Origin of the sequence: Corynebacterium glaucum (assembly GCF_030408855.1) — a bacterium.
In the GTDB taxonomy this organism is placed as follows: domain Bacteria; phylum Actinomycetota; class Actinomycetes; order Mycobacteriales; family Mycobacteriaceae; genus Corynebacterium; species Corynebacterium glaucum.
The window spans coordinates 198,838-214,883 of sequence record NZ_CP047358.1 but is presented as its reverse complement, the minus strand read 5'-3'; the positions used below and the strand labels follow the sequence as shown (position 1 = coordinate 214,883).

Below are 16,046 nucleotides of genomic sequence, written 5' to 3'. Positions count from 1 at the left end.
AGTTCAGCCTTCTACCGGGCGAAGTCCGGCACCCAGCCGAGTGCAATGGCGATAGGCATCACGATGTTGCCAACCACAACGATGAGCGGGAGGACGTATGCGAGCACGATCATAAGGCCGCGGCCGCGCTCACCGAGCCAGCCAAGGTCGGACACTGCAAGGTACACACCGTGGGTCAGGTGCAGGGCGAGAGCGACCATGGCCAGCACGTAGAACAGGGTCACAAACCAACGCTCAGGCGCGAAGGTGTTCAGCAGGTTGTGACGCACCGCGCCGTGGATGAAGTCGTCAGCAGCGACTACCTCGCCGAAGGTCATGTCCAGCAGGTGGAAGATGAGGAACAGCAGCAGGATGACGCCGGTGGCCAGCATCCAGCGGGTGGCGGTGGACTGCCAGCCGCCCATGAGGTTGGTGCGCTTGAACTTGCCGCGCGAGCGCGACGAACGTGCGCGCAGAGCAAAGGCGCCCCAAATGTGCAACGCCAGGCAAGCGAGCAGGATGATGCGCAGGATCCACAGGAAACCTTCGCGCGGGAACAGCGGCTCACCGATCGTGCGCAGGAACTCGCCGTACTCGTCGATCGGCGCCGTGCCGTCGGCGTTGAGCGGCATGAAGATTTTCAGGTTGCCCACCATGTGGCCAAGCACGAACAGGCCGAAAATCAGGCCGGTGATGGCCATGGTGAGCTTGATAGCCCAGGTCGGGAAAGACGGCCGCTCGCGCAGCGCCTCTTCAGTGATTTTTCCGTGACGAATGGATTCACGGTTAGCGTTTTGAACAGTCATGGCACCTCCAGTGTCGCTCTTACTCTAAGGAAGCGATCCGCTCTACACCTACTTTCTCGAGGTCGTTACAACCGCGTCTTCAGGCCCGCTTCGCTACGCCGGTGAACAGATAGGCAACTCTCAGCCGGTTGTTAGGGCATTTCGCAAATTGGCCCCCGCGGTGTGATCTTGAACACCCTGTGGGAAGCTGACCCCAATCTGTGTCATCCTTTCGGTGGTAAGTAGGCCCTAACCAGGCAAAGACGATGTCGGCGATTTCTCTGTATCGTGGGGCGCATGGCTATCACCAAAGAAACGCAGAACTCCGCAACCCGTCAGATCGATGCTCCTGCAAAGGAGATCTTCGACATCCTTTCCAACCCGCAGCGCCACAACGAGACCGATGATTCCGGCATGGTCGTCTCGACGGATCACGGCGAGCGCATTAAGGCCGTCGGCGACACCTTCACCATGAACATGACGAAGGAAGACGGCGATTACCAGACCAACAACGAGGTCTTTGCATTCCAGGAAGACCGTGTCATCGGTTGGAAGAACACCGAGAACACCACCGCAGACGTGAAGGTCGGCGCCAAGTGGCTCTACGAGCTCGAGCCGATCGACGCAGACAACACCACCGTCAAGCTCACATACCAGCGCGATGAGCTCGAGGAGAACCTGCTCGGCATGACCGAAAAGTTCGACGATGACTTCCTCGCCAAGTCGCTGGACAAGCTCGCCGAGGCAGTTTCGGGGAGCTAATTCGCTTTACGACGATTGCGTCGTACTCGGCCGGCCTTCGGGCCGGTTTCTTAGGTTGAGTAGCAGGATGTGTGTCTGATCATCACGGTCCGAGTTGCTCCGCCCCGTCAAGTTCGGGCTTGAAGATCCCAACTGGCGACTGTGATCGAAAGGAAGTACCCGTGCGAATCGCTGTGACAACGCCCCAGGGACACGTCGGCAAGCATGTGACCACAATGTTAATCAGGGCAGGTCTCCGTCCGGTGTTGTTAGCTCGCAACCCAGAGAAGATTCCCTCCAATATTGCTCAGTTTTCTGAGGTTCGCCAGGCCGATTCCCTTGATGTTCAGCAGGTCGCTGCGGCTACTAAGGACGTGGACTCGATTTACTGGGTGAACCCGAGTCCGGTTTCGGCTGATCCCCTAGGTGAACATGCTAAAGCTGCAGAAGCCTTAGTGAATGCTGTTGCAACCAACCGCATTGGCCGGGAGGTCTTCCAGAGCAGTGTCGGAGCGGAAAAACGTAAAGGCGTCGGAGAGATCGATGGTTTAGCGCATACCGAAGTAGTTCTCGGCAGTCTAGATACTGACGTGACTATCTTACGTTGTGGATACTTCTTTACGAATCTTCTACTGGACGTTGAATCGGTCCGCGCTGGACTACTATCCACGATTATGCCGCTTGATCAGGCACATCCGTGGGTGGCTCCGCGGGACATTGCAGAGGTTGCCGTCCATACCCTGCTGAACCCGGATTGGCATGGCCATAGAGTGCAGGCGGTCCATGGCCCTGAAGACATGTCGTGGAACGATGTGGCGAGCATTGTTTCGGAAGGTGTGGGGCATGAAGTGTCAGTGCAGCGCATTAGTGATAGCGAGATGCGCCAGCGGCTGTTCTCGGTAGGTATGCCGGAACAAATGGTTGATGCTGTGATGGGTATGAGTATTGGAGTACGTGATGAGTTTCAGCCTGAGCAACCAAGAACCATCGTGACATCCACTCCGACAAGGCTGTCGGGGTGGGTTAGGGACGAGCTGGTGCCAATCCTCTAGCATTCCTCTTGACGTGCGCACTGTTCGACGAGTCCATCCACTCGGCTCTTTCTAGCTGGCGGCCTCTAGGACCGCAGATTCGAACCGTTCTTGCTCATCACCATCGCTAACACCGGTAACACGTCGACCTGTGGCTTTAAACCGGCTTTTTTCATGCCTCATCCATTGAAAAACCGCCCCAAGCCAATCGGCTTGAAGCGGTTGTTCGAGAAACCCGTGGGTTACAGGTTGATCATGTGGCCTTCGACGCCGTGCGCGATCTCCTTGAGCACCTCGGACAGGGTCGGGTGGATGTGGATCGAGCGTGCGATCTCACCAGCGGTGAGGTCGAAGCGCTGTGCGAGCACGACCTCCGGCAGGAGCTCGGACACGTTGGCACCGACGAGGTGGCAGCCGAGGATCTCACCGAACTCGGCGTCGGCAATGAGCTTGCCGAAGCCCGCAGTTTCGTTGAGGCCGACAGCCTTACCGTTCGCCGTGAACGGGAAGGTGGCAACCTTGATGTCGCGATCCGGCCACTTCTCCTTGGCCTGCTCCTCGGTGTAGCCCATGGAGGCGACCTGCGGGTTACAGAAGGTGGCGCGCGGGGTCATCATGTAGTCCTCGATCTCGAGGGTTTCAGCATCCGCGATGGTCTCCGCGGCAATGATGCCCTGTGCCTCAGCCACGTGCGCGAGCTGCAGCTTCGCGGTCACGTCGCCGATGGCGTAGATATGGTCGACGTTGGTGCGCATGCGGTCATCGATCGCGATGGCGCCCCGGTCGGTGAGCTCCACACCGGTGTTCTCTAGGCCATAGCCCTCGACGCGCGGGGCGAAACCGACGGAGATCATGACACGGTCGACAGTGAGGGTCTGGGTGTCGCCGGAGTCGTTCTTTTTTACGTCGACTTCCACCGAGTCCCCGTTGTCGCGCACCGCGGTAGTGGCGTGGCCGGTGAGCAGCTTCACGCCGAGCTTCTTGTAGCGCTTCGCAATCTCCTTGGACACATCTGCATCCTCGTTCGGCAGGACGCGGTCCATGTACTCCACCACGGTGACGTCAACGCCGTAGTTCGACAGCACGTAGGCGAACTCCATGCCGATCGCACCCGCGCCGACGATGACCATCTTTTCCGGCGCCTCTGGGTTGAGGATCTGCTCTTCGTAAGACACAACGTTGTCGGACAGCTCAATGCCCGGCAGGGTACGCACCACAGAACCGGTTGCGATGATGCAGTCGTCGAAAGTGACGGTCATGCCCTTGTCGTCGCCGTCAGTAATCTCAATGGTCTTAGCGTCCTTGAACTCGCCCAGGCCGTTGATCTCCTGGATCTTGTTCTTCTTCATCAGGTAGTGGACGCCACCGACGATCTTCTCGGAGACTTTGCGGGAACGCTTGTGGGCATCCGTGAAGTCGAACTCCACATCGCCCTTAATGCCGAAGGTCTTTGCCTCGTGGTTGAAGATCTCGGCCACTTCAGCATTTTTAATCAGCGACTTGGAGGGAATACAGCCCACGTTAAGGCAGACACCGCCCCAGTACTTCTTCTCAATCACGGCAACCTTCTTGCCGAGCTGAGCTGCGCGGATTGCGGCGACATAACCACCCGGGCCAGCGCCGAGGACAACAACTTCAAAATGTTCTTTACTCACGCCCCATAGGATACGTGCGTCCCGTCGTTTAGGTGCAGGCAATTAGGTACGGAATAGATTTCTAGACCATCTGGCATTATGTACGCCATGAAGATCACGCGCCCAGCCCTAATCACCGCGACCGCACTGACAGTGGCCGCAGCTGCGATACCGTTCGGTGCCCAGGCTGACGAGTCAACGACCACTGCCGCAACCGCCTCCGCGATAGCTTCTGCTACTCCCTCTGCGGCGAAAACCGCAGCGACGACGACGGTGACACAGACGGTTGAGGTCGCGGCGACTCCCGAGGTTGCCCCGGAGGTCGACGCGATTGGTTCCATCCCGGACGGTGATCAGGCGGGGTTGCCCAAGGTGATCGACACTGCGCTGCGGCCTGAAGCCTCCGGTCCTGAGCTGCAAAATATGCCGGGGGCAAACGCCCCGAAAGCAGATCGGGCCTCGACCCCGCAGAACGTGAAGCCGCTCACCGAGGCGCCGAAAATGTACGGCCAAACAAAAGACGGCAAAAAGCGCGACCAGGGTTGGTACGAATGGATCACCAAGCTTCCCGGCGGTGAGGCGGTGTCGGTGTACTCCGAATCGATGGGCCGCGACATCCCCGTTGCGCTCATCCGCGCGACAGATGCCAACGGCAACCCGATTGCCAATGCACCGACGTATTACTTGCTTAACGGCGCAGGTGGCGGCGAGCAGAACGCTGACTGGATCTACAGCGCTTTTGCCAACGTGCGCGACACCCTGGCCAACGAGCCGGTCAACGTCGTGGTGCCGATGGAGGGAGCGTTCTCGTATTACGTGGATTGGCTGACTGTCCCGGAGGAGAACGACTACTTCAAGGGCCCACAGATGTGGTCGACCTTCCTCGGTACGGAGTTGCCGAACTCGATCGAGCCCTACATGCAGGCAAACGACAAGCGCGCCGTGTCCGGATTTTCTATGTCTGCGACATCGTCGCTGCTGGTTGCTGAGCACAACCCGGGCCGCTACGCCGCTGTCGGTTCCTTCTCCGGCTGCGCCGCAACCTCGACCGCGCTGCCGTCGTTCTTCGTGGGTCTAACGGTGAATCGTGGCGCCCAAGGCACGCAATCGGTTACCCCGGAGAACTTGTGGGGCCCGCGCGGGTCGGAGTACAACCGCTACAACGATGCTCTGGTGATGGCGGACAACTTGAGGGACACCGGTATCAAGGTCTACCTGTCTTCCGGTACGGGCCTGCCTGCCGAGACCGATATGTTCGGCTACCTGCACAACGAGCGGAAACTGAAGCCGCTCGCGGCAGCCCAGAACTCTTCCACCTTGAAGGTCGAGGGCGGCGCGATCGAGGCAGCGATGAACGCCTGCACGCACGACCTCAACACCAAGCTGACCGCGATGGGTGTGGACGTATCGTTCAATAAGCGGCCGACGGGTACGCACTCGTGGTCGCTGTGGCGAGACGATCTCGCTGTTTCTTGGGATCAGGTAATTAAGCCGGCACTAGGCCTGTAGCTCAGAGCTCAAAATCAGAGCTCAAACTTTAAAACAGTCCGAGCCCGTAGGAGATGGTGGACGAGGTGGACGAGCCGAGGTGGATGAGCTGACCGAGGGCTTCGTTGACCTGAAGCTGAATCTGTTCGATTGGGTTCATGCGCATCATTGTTACACATGTGGCGCAAGTTGACCGTAAGATAGCCGATCATGAGCATGAAGCGCACCGTCCGAGCCATCCTCGCCACTGCTGTCACCATCGCCTTGGGCGCTGCCCCCGCCGCAAACGTTGCCAACGCGGCGAACGTGACCCCGGCGCAGGTGGCGGGCAACACCCCGGTCGGCACGATTAAACCATGGGATGCACCGAGCTCCCCACCCACCTATGTGCGCACGGGTGGCCCGCAGGAGTGGGTGCAGCAGGTTGACCACAAGAACGTGTTGTCCTACATGGTTCATTCCCCGTCGATGAACCGCGACATCCCGATCGCCGTTGTGCCAGCGACAGATGAGAACGGCAACCGCGTGTCCAACGCTCCGACCATCTACCTGCTCAACGGTGCGGGCGGCGCGGAGCAGAACCAGGACTGGCTGAAGATGGCGCCGGTGCGTGACTTCTTCTCCGGAAAGCGCGTCAACGTAGTCATCCCGCAGGCCGGCGCGTTTTCGTACTACACCGACTGGCTCGATGACACGCTGAACACCCCGTACCTGAAGGGTCCGCAGAAATGGGAGACCTTCCTGACTAAGGAGCTCCCGGGACCGATCGAGCGCACGCTGGGCGCCGGAAACCAACGCGCGATCGTCGGCTTTTCTATGTCCGGCACCTCTTCGATGGTGCTGCCGGCGCACAACCCAGGCTTTTACGACGCCGCGGCATCGTTCTCGGGCTGCCCGGCGACCAGCTCTCCGCATGCTTACACCTACGCTCGCCTCACGGTGAACCGCGGAGGCAACCCGACGTTCCAGGATGTCACGCCGGAGCGGATGTGGGGCCCGATGGGCGGCGAGTACAACCGCTACAACGACGCACTCGTCAACGCCGAGCAGCTGCGCGGCACGGCGCTGTACTTCTCTTCCGCAACCGGCCTGGCGGGTCGCTCGGACCAGGTGAGCTACCTCGTGGGCCAGGGCCTGCCGGAGGCGCTTGCGCCGATCGGCGCGGCTCAGCTGCAGGTCGAGGGCGGCATCATCGAGGCAGCCATCAACCAGTGCAACCACGACATGCGCGCCAAACTCGACTCCCTTGGTATCCCGGCGCACTACGAGTTCCGCAACGCCGGCACCCACTCGTGGCCGTACTGGCTCGAGGACATGGAGCGCTCCTGGTACACCACCATCGGCCCCGCGTTCGGCCTGTGAGGGAGATAGCTCCCTCGCTTCTCGACGGGATCTTGGACCCCGCAGCCCTTGCCTGGGCTGCAGAGTGGTCGGACGCCACAGAACACGCATATGCAGCCCCCGAGCTGCGTGCCCGCATCCGCGAAGCCCTCGACACGGATGACCGCATCGCCTACGTTTCCCGGCGCGGTGAGCACCTGTACAACTTCTGGCGCGATGCCGCGCATCCCCGGGGCCTGTGGCGTCGCACCACGCTTGACTCCTACCTCGGCGGTTCTCCTGAGTGGGACGTGCTCCTAGACGTCGACAAGCTTGCCCTCGATGAAGACGAAGATTGGGTGTGGAAGGGTGCGACAGTGCGCCCCCTGGCGTACGACCGGGCACTGGTGCGGCTTTCCCGCGGCGGCGCGGATGCGGTGACGGTGCGCGAGTTCGACCTCGCATCGCGCCGGTTCATGGGCGAGGCTGGCGGATTCCTCATCCCCGAGGCGAAGACCGATGTGAGCTGGGTGAACCTGGACACGTTGCTCGTCGGTACCGATACCGGCGAAGGCTCGCTCACCGACTCCGGCTACCCCGCCCAGGTCCAGCGCTGGACGCGCGCGGGCGAGCGCGAAGAGGTCTTCCGCGGCGAGCGCTCCGATGTGGCGGTCGGCGCGGGCGTGGACCACACGCCGGGTTTTGAGCGCACCATCTTCTCTCGCGCGCTTGACTTCTACAACGCGCGTGTGTGGGTCGACGGCGTTGAACTTGACCTGCCCACCGACTGCACCCCGTATCTCCACCGCGAGTGGCTGTTCGTGCTGCCGCGCACCCAGTTCTCCGGCGTCGGCGCAGGGCAGCTCGGCGTGATGAAACTGGCTGATTTCCTAGCTGGGTCTCGCGAGTTTCGCGTGCTGGTGGATGACGCGACCGTCGAAAATCTGAGCTTCACCCGAAACTTCCTGCTGGTGACCACCCTCAAAGACGTGGCTACGCACATCACCCGCATCGAGCTCGGCGCATGGGAGGGCCGTGAGCTGCTCGACGGTTCCTCGACCGCCCACGTCGTCGCCACCAGCCCCCTCGACGGCGACGAGGCATGGATCTCAGAGTCCAGCTTCACCTCGCCCAGCACACTGTTGCTTGCCGACGGCCAGACCGTGGAGCCCGTCCGACGCGCTCCGGCATTCTTCGACGCGGCTGGGCTGGAGACGCGCCAACACTGGGCGACCTCGGCGGACGGCACGCGGATCCCGTACTTCATCACCGGGGACTTCTCCCGGGGGCCGCGCCCGACGTTGGTCCACGGATACGGCGGCTTCGAGGTGTCGCTCACTCCGTCTTTTTCCAACGTGCGCGGCATTGGGTGGCTGGAAAAGGGCCACTTTTTCGTGCAGGCGAATTTGCGCGGCGGCGGCGAGTTCGGTCCCGAGTGGCATTCACAGGTGGTGAAGACCAACCGCCACAAGGTGTGGGAGGACCACCGCGCGGTGCTGGAGGATGTCGCGGCGCGGGGGTACGCGGAGCCGTCGCAAATCGGCGTTCGGGGTGGGTCGAACGGCGGCCTGCTTACCGCCGGCGCGCTGGTGCAATACCCGGAGCTGTTCGGGGCTGCGGTGGTTCAGGTGCCGCTGACAGACATGCTGCGCTACCACACGCTTTCCGCGGGCGCGTCCTGGATGGCGGAGTACGGCGACCCCGACGACCCGGTTGAGCGCGCCGCGATTGAGCGCTGGTCGCCGCTGCACAACGTGCGTTCGCGCAGCGAGGTGGCCTATCCCCCGGCCTTGGTGACCACCTCGACCCGCGACGACCGCGTGCACCCGGCGCACGCCCGCACGTTCGCGCAGGCGCTAGACCAGGCTGGCCAACCCGTCGATTATTTCGAAAACACCGCTGGCGGCCACGCGGGCGCCGCGGACAATGATCAGATCGCGCGGGTGGAGTCGATGGTCTTCAATTGGCTTGAGGTGCATTTGGTGCATTAACGCAGCTCACAGACTTGTCGGGTGCGTGTTATAGAGTGCTGGCCAAAGCGCTAGTCGAACACTTTCGAACAGGCCGGGAGGGCACATGCACACACAATTTTTCCTCACCGAGGACACCGATGATCCGCTCGCCGCTGGCGCGCGCACGATCATCGCGGGTGAATACGCGATCTTTTCGCGGTTTGCGCGGGAGGATTTGGTGTCCTTCGATTTCGACGAGACCGTGCGAACCTACATGGCCGCCACAGGCAAGACGAAGCGGGTTGTTGAGCACGCGATCTTCGCCTACAACCGGCTCTACTCGCTGCCGAGGCTGCGGGCGTTGCAGGACGAGCGTCGCCTCCTCGATCTGCCCCGCCTGAGCGCTGCCGATGACGCGCTGAACCGTCTCGGCCCGGATCCAGACCCAGCGATACTGGCGGCAGTCGACGAGCTGCTTGTGGGCATCTTCACCCCGAAGCGAGCTCGGCAGCAGTTGCCTGGCCCAGCAACGGTGTCCCAACGGGTGAACGCACTCCTGGGGCAGATGAATCCGGCTACCGACTGCAACACGAAGAGGCGCAAAGAGCGGGAAGACAAGAAAGCGCAGCGACCGGAGGAGACCACCTCGCTCGAGTTCTACGAGGTGACGGAGGACGGCCAAGAACGCGCGGGGGTGCAGATCGACACCGACCAGGCTGTGATGACCTCGTTCAAACTGCGGATCGCTCTCATGGCAAAAGAGGCGGGGATCTCACTAGCAGAAGCCGTAGAGGAGGTGTTGACCGGAACCGTCCCAGCATCGAAGGTGGTGCTGTACGGCTACACGCCGCTCAACCACGACGGACAGCGCGACCCCGGCGCGCCAATCTATCTCCAGGGCGAAGGCTGGCTTGGTGGGGACGCGGTCGCGACCATCGAGGAGTGGATGGAGCACACCCCCACTCAGATCGTCGACTTGAATGAAGTGCGCGAGCGCGTCGGTGGCGGCTACGCGCCCACGGAGGCGATGCGTGCCTTCGCGGTCGCTCGCGATGGAGTCTGCATCTTTCCTGGTTGCAACGTTCCTGCACAGCGGTGTCAGCTAGATCACCGCATCCCCTTCGAAGATGGCGGCGCGACAACGCCGGATAACCTTTTCAGCCTCTGCCAGCACCACCACAACGAGAAGACGGACCGCCGCGCGTTCTACATCCCCGACCCCGTCTCCGGCGACATCATCTGGCTGTTCGCTGACGGCACCTACCAGGTCACTGAACCGAGCAGCTTATTCACACAACAGATCACCCCGGTTGCGCCGAGGTGGGCGGAAACGATGGGTGCACGCAAGCGTCGTAAAGCGAAAAATGCCCAGTTTTTTGCCACTGGCCACCGGATCCTCGATGACTACCTGGTCCACCGCAACGCCGCACGCTGCGCGCAGGAGATTGCGGAGTTGGAGGCGGCGTTCAAGATGACGTTCGAGTTCCCGATGGACAAGCTGCCGGAGGAGCTCTTCCCCGACGGGCTTGATGGTGCGTTGGCGAAGCGGCCGGTCGAGCGCCTCGGGGATCTGCAGAAGCCGTGCGAAGAGAACCCAACAGTAGAATTCGTTGCGTTATGACGAATGTTGCGCAACCGCATCCCAGCGACCCCGGGCTGCCAGAGAACGCCATCGCCGGCTTCACCTGCGACATTTCGGTGGTCAACGGCAACGGGGCGATCGTTTCGCGGAACTCAATTTTCAATTATCAGCTCGGCGGTGAATTCTGGGGGACGACCAACAGCCGTCTTGAAGACAACTCGTTTTTCGGCGGCGCTACCCTTACTCGACAGCATGAAGAAGAACCTCCGCCTCCGCTCCACTCCCATCCCGGGCCACCGCGACACCTACACCGGTGTCGACTTCAACCTGGGCTTCCACGTCACGCACTACGACTTGGATATGGATTACAAGGTCGGCCCGAACCGGCTCGACGCCACCGCCACGCTCACGCTGACGCCGTGGCGCGAGCTCGACCACATGACGCTCGACCTAATGGACGCGCTGCGGGTGCGCCGCGTCGACGCGACCGTGGGCGGCGTGAAGCGTTTCCGCCAATCCCAGAACAAGCTGCGGATCACGTTTGCTGAACCGGTGCCCGTGGACACCGAGTTCCGCCTCTCGATCCGCTACTCCGGCACCCCGCGCCCGCGCCGCACCTCGTGGGGCATGCTCGGCTGGGAGGAGCTGACAAACGGCGCGCTCACCGCCAACCAGCCCAACGGCGCGCCGACCTGGTTCCCCTGCGACGACACCCCGGATGAGAAGGCCACCTACAGCATCCGCGTTCGCCCCGATCAGCCGTACCAGGTGATCACCACCGAAACGCAGCGCCCGATCGCGACGTACCTGGCAACCATCAACGTCGGCGAGTTCACGTACCACGACCTCGGCCCCATCACCGGCGTGTGGCTCCCACGCGGTGTCGCAATGGGTGATTTCGCCCTCCAGCAGCAGATGGTCGACTTCTTCACCGCCGCGTTCGGCCCCTACCCCTACGAGCGCTACACGGCGGTGGTCCACGATGAGCTCCTCGAGATCCCCCTCGAAGCCGCAGGCCTTTCCATTTTCGGCCGCAACCATACGCGCGGCAACGAGCGCCTCATTGCGCACGAGCTCGCTCACCAGTGGTTCGGCAACTCGCTCGGCCTCGCGCAGTGGAGCGACATCTGGCTCAACGAAGGGTTCGCGTGCTACGCGGAGTGGCTCTGGGCAGACTTCAGGGGCATTTCGCTTATCGACGACTCGGTGCGTGCCCATTACCTCGAGCAAACGCCCCACCATTGGATACTTGCGGACCCAGGGCCGAAGGACATGTTCGACGATCGCGTGTATAAACGCGGTGCACTGCTGGTGCACGCGCTACGTCGCGAGGTCGGCGATGTCGCGTTCTTCGCGGCGCTGAAGACATACACCGCCTGCTCGACCCACGGCGTCGTGGAGCCTTTCGACCTTGTCAACGCGCTGAAGACGCACGCCCCGAACGCGGACGTCGACCGTGTGATGGACATGTGGCTCAACCACCCAGCGTTACCGGAGTGCCCGTGAGAAACCTTTCCCTAGCCACCCTGTTTTCGGCGCTCGCCGGTTTCGTCCTTGTCGTCATCGCGGGTTGGGCCCTCGACATCGAAACGGAGTTCCGTTACTTCAGTGCGTACTGGGGGTTGTTCTTTGCTAGCGCCGGCTTGATCGACGGCATCACCCAGGAGACCACCCGCGCCGTGGCCTCCGCCAGGGAGACTGGCGTGAAAGGCACAGCGAGTCCGTGGCGCTTTGCGTCGGTCGCTGCCGCGATTGTTGTCGCAGTCGGGACCCCGGTGGCCATTGTGGCCATGCATTCGCTGGTGCCAATGTCGCCCGGCATGGCAACGTCCCTGCTCATCTTCGGCCTGGTCAGCTACACCTTCCAAGCAGTGCTTTCCGGCATCCTGTCCGGGGCACAACTGTGGAATCAGTACGCGAGCCTCGTCGCGCTGGATTCCGGCGTGCGCCTCGTGCTCGCACTGTTGGCATGGGCCTTTGGCTGGGGGCTGACCGCGTTCCTGCTCATCACCGTGGCCGGTGCGGCAAGCTGGATGGTCATCCTCGGTGCATCGAACACCGCCCGCACCCACATCCGGGTCGCGCTCGATGTCGACCGCCGCGCATTTGTCCGCCGCGTTGTCTCCGCAATGCTCGCCTCCGGTGCATCCGCTGCGCTGATCACCGGCTTTCCCACCGCCGTCTCCGCGGCGTTCCCGGACAACAATGCGGACATCTCCATCATGGTCGGCGCGATGAATAACGCGGTGATTCTTACCCGCGCCCCAGTGCTCGTGCCGCTGCAGCGCTTCCAATCCGCTCTCGTGGTCCGTTTTGTTGAGCACCGTGACCGCATCTACCAGGCGCTCCTTGCCCCGGTCGGCGCGGTGCTCGCACTCGGGGCGGTGGGCTTCGTCGCCGCTTGGGCAATCGGGCCGTGGATCCTCAAACTCGGATTCAAACCGGAGCTCTTCGTAGACGGACGCACGCTCGCCCTGCTCACCTTGGCTTCTGCTTTTATGGGCATACTCATGATCACGGGTGTCGCGGTGCTCGCGTTGGAGCAGCACGTGTGGTACGTAGCAGGCTGGGTTGTGGCTTCGATCGTCGCTTTCGCGGTGCTCTTCACCAGCCCGTGGGCAGTTGCCACTGCGGTCGTCGTCGCGCTTTACGTCGGCCCGCTTGCCGGCGCGGTGGTCCACGTCGCGGGCCTTGCCCGAGCGCGCGTAGAGGTCGCGTAAAGGTCGCGTAAAGGTACAGTAACCTGCCATGGGAACAATGCTGGTCACCGGCGGTGCCGGGTTCATCGGATCAAACTTCGTGCGCATGGCCTGCGAGCGCACCGACGACCACATTGTCGTCGTCGACAAACTCACCTACGCCGGTAATACGGCGAACCTGGACGGGCTTGACGTCGAGTTCGTCCAGGGTGACATCGCAGAGCCTTCGCTTATCGACGGCCTCGTGGCCAACGCGGACACCGTCGTCCACTTCGCGGCCGAGTCGCACAACGACAATTCGCTGCGCGATCCCTCGAGCTTCGTGCATTCCAACTTGATCGGCACGTTCACGCTGCTTGAGGCGGTGCGCAAGCACGACGTACGTCTGCACCATATCTCCACCGACGAAGTCTTCGGCGACCTCGCCGTGGATTCCCCGGAGCGCTTCACCGAGACCACGCCGTACAACCCGTCCTCGCCGTACTCTGCGACGAAGGCGGGTTCTGATCACCTTGTGCGCGCGTGGATCCGCTCGTTTGGGATCCAGGCGACGATCTCGAACTGCTCGAACAACTACGGTCCCTACCAGCACATCGAGAAGTTCATCCCGCGCCAGATCACGAACATTCTCGACGGCCGTCCGGCGAAGCTCTACGGCACCGGCGAACAGGTCCGCGACTGGATCCACGTGGACGACCACAACGACGCTGTGTTCGCGATCCTCGAGCGCGGCCACATCGGTGAGACCTACAACATCGGCGCAGACAACGACCACATCACCAACAAGCGCGTCATCGAGCTGATCTGCGAGCTCATGGACGGCGAGTTTGTCCACGTGGCGGACCGCCCGGGCCACGACCAGCGCTACGCCATGGACGCCACGAAGCTGCGCACCGAGTTGGGCTGGGAGCCGAGCTACACCGGCACCGGTGTCGACGGCCTGCGGGAGGGACTTGCGCAGACAATCGCGTGGTACCGGGAAAACGAATTGTGGTGGAGGGGCGTGAAAGAGTCCGTCGAAAAGCAATATGAGCTCCAAGGCCAGTAAGCTCAACCGCATGCACGAAACTCCAATTGAAGGCCTTGTTCTGTACGACCTGACCGTTCACGAAGACAACCGTGGCTGGTTCAAAGAAAACTGGGTGATGGGCCAAGGCCTGAAGCCGGTGCAGAACAATGTCAGCTTCAACCACGTCGCCGGCACCACCCGCGGCATGCACGCAGAGCCGTGGGACAAGTGGATTTCGGTGGCGAAGGGCCGCATCTTCGGCGCTTGGGTGGACATGCGCGAAGGCTCGCCGACCCGGGGCCAGAAGTTCAGCGCGGAGATCGGGCCGGACACTGCGGTGCTGGTGCCGCGCGGCGTGGCCAACGGTTTCCAGACGCTTGAGGACGAGACCGCCTACGTCTACCTGGGCAACGCCCGCTACAACCCGGACGGCGATTACGCGTTTTGCTCCTACAAAGAGATTGACTGGCCGCTGGAGCCGACGCAACTCTCTGAGGCCGACAAGAACCACCCGCCGTTCGCCGAGGCTCCGCTGGTGCCGGCGCGCCGCATTCTCGTGACCGGTGCGGACGGGCAGCTGGGTCGCGCGCTGCGCAAGCAGTGGGACGACAAGCGAGCGGATTTTGTCACTCACGAGGAGTTCGACATCACCAACCCGCCGGAGCTGGATTACACCCAGTACTGGGCGATTGTGAACTGTGCGGCGTACAACGACGTCGATACCGCGAACCACGAGCGCACGACGGCGTGGTCGGTGAACGCGGATGGCGTGGCGTCGCTGTCGCGCATCTGCAAGATTAACGATCTGACGCTGGTACACATCTCCTCCGACTACATCTTCGACGGCACCCAGGAGATTCACACCGAGGACGAGGTGGCCAGCCCGATCAACTCGTACGGCGCGTCGAAGGCGGCCGGCGACACCGCCGCACGCGTGCCGCGCAAGCACTACGTGGTGCGCACCGCGTGGCTGTTCGGCGAGGGTTCGAACTTCATGGAAACCATGGCCGGCTACGCCGAGCGCGGCGAGTCGCCCGACGTGGTCAACGACCAGCATGGGCGTCCGACCTGGGCGGAGGACCTCGCCCGCGGCATCGTCCACCTGCTGGATACGAACGCGGAGTACGGCGTGTACAACCTGACCTCCGACGGCGATACCGCGAGCCGCGATGAAATCGCGATGGCGGTGTTCACCGGCATGGGAAGCGACCCGGCGAACATTCGCTCGGTCACCCGCGAGGAGTACATCGAGATCGCCGGCCCGCAGGCGGATCGCCCGGCCAATTGCACCCTGGATCTGACCAAGATCAAGGCGACCGGTTTCGAGCCGACGAACTGGCGCGCAGCGCTCGCACTGTACTTGGACGCGCGTTCGGCGAAATAGGTGTACTTTTAGGGTTTCCTTCCAGGCCAAACTGTGGAAAATTAGGAGGAAGTCATTTCCAGGCGAAAAGGAGTTGCCGTGTTCCGCACCACCCGCAGACGCATTGCGTCGGCGCTCGTCGCAAGCGCGATGGTCGCCACCGTGATCAGTAGCAACGTCGGGGCGGAAGCCTCGTCGCAAAGGACCGACCCGGATCGCCCGACGGTGGTGGTGACCAAAACCATCACCCCGACGGTGACCGCTTCGACGACACCTACCGAGGGCCCGACCGATGTCATGCAGGCGTTCTCTTCGCGCGACTTCTCCAACGTGTCCACCCCGTCGGTCCTGTTGTTCGTAATTGGCGTCATTTCCGGCGCGATGACGCTTTTCATGGAGCTCAACTCGCCGGAGACGCAAGCCACCCTCAACGAGCTCCGCTCCCGGATCCTGCCCTTCTAAG

The 16,046-nt window shown here is 62.2% G+C and carries 13 protein-coding genes; 11 read left to right on the top strand and 2 right to left on the bottom strand.

Going from position 1 to position 16,046, the window contains the following annotated elements:
• Positions 1-11 precede the first annotated feature (11 nt).
• Positions 12-785: a succinate dehydrogenase cytochrome b subunit gene (locus CGLAUT_RS01025; protein WP_095659088.1), complete on the bottom strand. Its 774-nt coding sequence runs from the start codon at positions 783-785 to the stop codon at positions 12-14.
• Between the two features lie 276 nt (positions 786-1,061).
• Here CGLAUT_RS01025 and CGLAUT_RS01020 point away from each other — a divergent pair, with 276 nt between their 5' ends.
• Both CGLAUT_RS01020 and CGLAUT_RS01015 read left to right on the top strand, forming a co-directional pair.
• Positions 1,062-1,526 carry an SRPBCC family protein gene (locus CGLAUT_RS01020; RefSeq protein ID WP_095659087.1) on the top strand — a complete coding sequence of 155 codons (465 nt, stop codon included), beginning with the start codon at positions 1,062-1,064 and terminating at the stop codon, positions 1,524-1,526.
• 161 nt (positions 1,527-1,687) lie between these two features.
• The gene (locus CGLAUT_RS01015; RefSeq protein ID WP_290185746.1) at positions 1,688-2,557 is read left to right on the top strand and encodes an NAD(P)H-binding protein; all 870 of its coding nucleotides are present in this window, start codon (positions 1,688-1,690) and stop codon (positions 2,555-2,557) included.
• A 221-nt stretch (positions 2,558-2,778) separates the two neighbouring features.
• Here CGLAUT_RS01015 and lpdA read toward each other — a convergent pair whose 3' ends face one another.
• Positions 2,779-4,191, bottom strand: a complete 1,413-nt coding sequence (gene lpdA, locus CGLAUT_RS01010) for a dihydrolipoyl dehydrogenase (RefSeq protein ID WP_198304963.1) — start codon at positions 4,189-4,191, stop codon at positions 2,779-2,781.
• Between the two features lie 87 nt (positions 4,192-4,278).
• On the opposite strand from lpdA, the gene CGLAUT_RS01005 reads away from it, so the two are divergent.
• From CGLAUT_RS01005 to CGLAUT_RS00965, 9 genes are all read left to right on the top strand, one after another.
• A complete protein-coding gene (locus CGLAUT_RS01005; RefSeq protein WP_232507140.1) occupies positions 4,279-5,679 on the top strand; it encodes an alpha/beta hydrolase in 1,401 nt (466 codons plus the stop codon).
• A 189-nt stretch (positions 5,680-5,868) separates the two neighbouring features.
• Positions 5,869-7,020 carry an alpha/beta hydrolase gene (locus tag CGLAUT_RS01000; protein ID WP_290185743.1) on the top strand — a complete coding sequence of 384 codons (1,152 nt, stop codon included), beginning with the start codon at positions 5,869-5,871 and terminating at the stop codon, positions 7,018-7,020.
• Positions 7,017-8,969, top strand: a complete 1,953-nt coding sequence (locus CGLAUT_RS00995; protein WP_290185741.1) for a prolyl oligopeptidase family serine peptidase — start codon at positions 7,017-7,019, stop codon at positions 8,967-8,969. The genes CGLAUT_RS01000 and CGLAUT_RS00995 overlap by 4 nt, the downstream gene beginning before the upstream one ends.
• 85 nt (positions 8,970-9,054) lie before the next feature.
• Positions 9,055-10,551 carry an HNH endonuclease signature motif containing protein gene (locus CGLAUT_RS00990; protein WP_095659083.1) on the top strand — a complete coding sequence of 499 codons (1,497 nt, stop codon included), beginning with the start codon at positions 9,055-9,057 and terminating at the stop codon, positions 10,549-10,551.
• Between the two features lie 213 nt (positions 10,552-10,764).
• Positions 10,765-12,018 (top strand): M1 family metallopeptidase, encoded by a 1,254-nt coding sequence (locus CGLAUT_RS00985; protein WP_290185739.1) that lies wholly within the window; start codon positions 10,765-10,767, stop codon positions 12,016-12,018.
• Positions 12,015-13,232, top strand: coding sequence for a hypothetical protein (locus CGLAUT_RS00980; RefSeq protein ID WP_290185737.1), 1,218 nt, complete (start codon positions 12,015-12,017; stop codon positions 13,230-13,232). Before CGLAUT_RS00985 ends, CGLAUT_RS00980 begins: the two co-directional genes overlap by 4 nt.
• 28 nt (positions 13,233-13,260) lie before the next feature.
• Positions 13,261-14,259: a dTDP-glucose 4,6-dehydratase gene (rfbB, locus tag CGLAUT_RS00975; RefSeq protein ID WP_290185735.1), complete on the top strand. Its 999-nt coding sequence runs from the start codon at positions 13,261-13,263 to the stop codon at positions 14,257-14,259.
• Positions 14,260-14,269: 10 nt separating this feature from the next.
• Positions 14,270-15,604, top strand: a complete 1,335-nt coding sequence (locus tag CGLAUT_RS00970) for a sugar nucleotide-binding protein (RefSeq protein ID WP_290185734.1) — start codon at positions 14,270-14,272, stop codon at positions 15,602-15,604.
• Between the two features lie 78 nt (positions 15,605-15,682).
• Positions 15,683-16,045, top strand: coding sequence for a hypothetical protein (locus CGLAUT_RS00965; RefSeq protein WP_290185732.1), 363 nt, complete (start codon positions 15,683-15,685; stop codon positions 16,043-16,045).
• Position 16,046: the final 1 nt, after the last annotated feature.

Excerpts from the sequence above, each read along its gene's own strand:
- CGLAUT_RS01025 (WP_095659088.1), bottom strand. The coding sequence starts at position 785 with ATGACTGTTCAAAACGCTAACCGTGAATCCATTCGTCACGGAAAAATC.
- CGLAUT_RS01020 (WP_095659087.1), top strand. The coding sequence starts at position 1,062 with ATGGCTATCACCAAAGAAACGCAGAACTCCGCAACCCGTCAGATCGAT.
- CGLAUT_RS01005 (WP_232507140.1), top strand. The coding sequence starts at position 4,279 with ATGAAGATCACGCGCCCAGCCCTAATCACCGCGACCGCACTGACAGTG.
- CGLAUT_RS01000 (WP_290185743.1), top strand. The coding sequence starts at position 5,869 with ATGAGCATGAAGCGCACCGTCCGAGCCATCCTCGCCACTGCTGTCACC.
- CGLAUT_RS00990 (WP_095659083.1), top strand. The coding sequence starts at position 9,055 with ATGCACACACAATTTTTCCTCACCGAGGACACCGATGATCCGCTCGCC.
- CGLAUT_RS00985 (WP_290185739.1), top strand. The coding sequence starts at position 10,765 with ATGAAGAAGAACCTCCGCCTCCGCTCCACTCCCATCCCGGGCCACCGC.
- rfbB (WP_290185735.1), top strand. The coding sequence starts at position 13,261 with ATGGGAACAATGCTGGTCACCGGCGGTGCCGGGTTCATCGGATCAAAC.
- CGLAUT_RS00970 (WP_290185734.1), top strand. The coding sequence starts at position 14,270 with ATGCACGAAACTCCAATTGAAGGCCTTGTTCTGTACGACCTGACCGTT.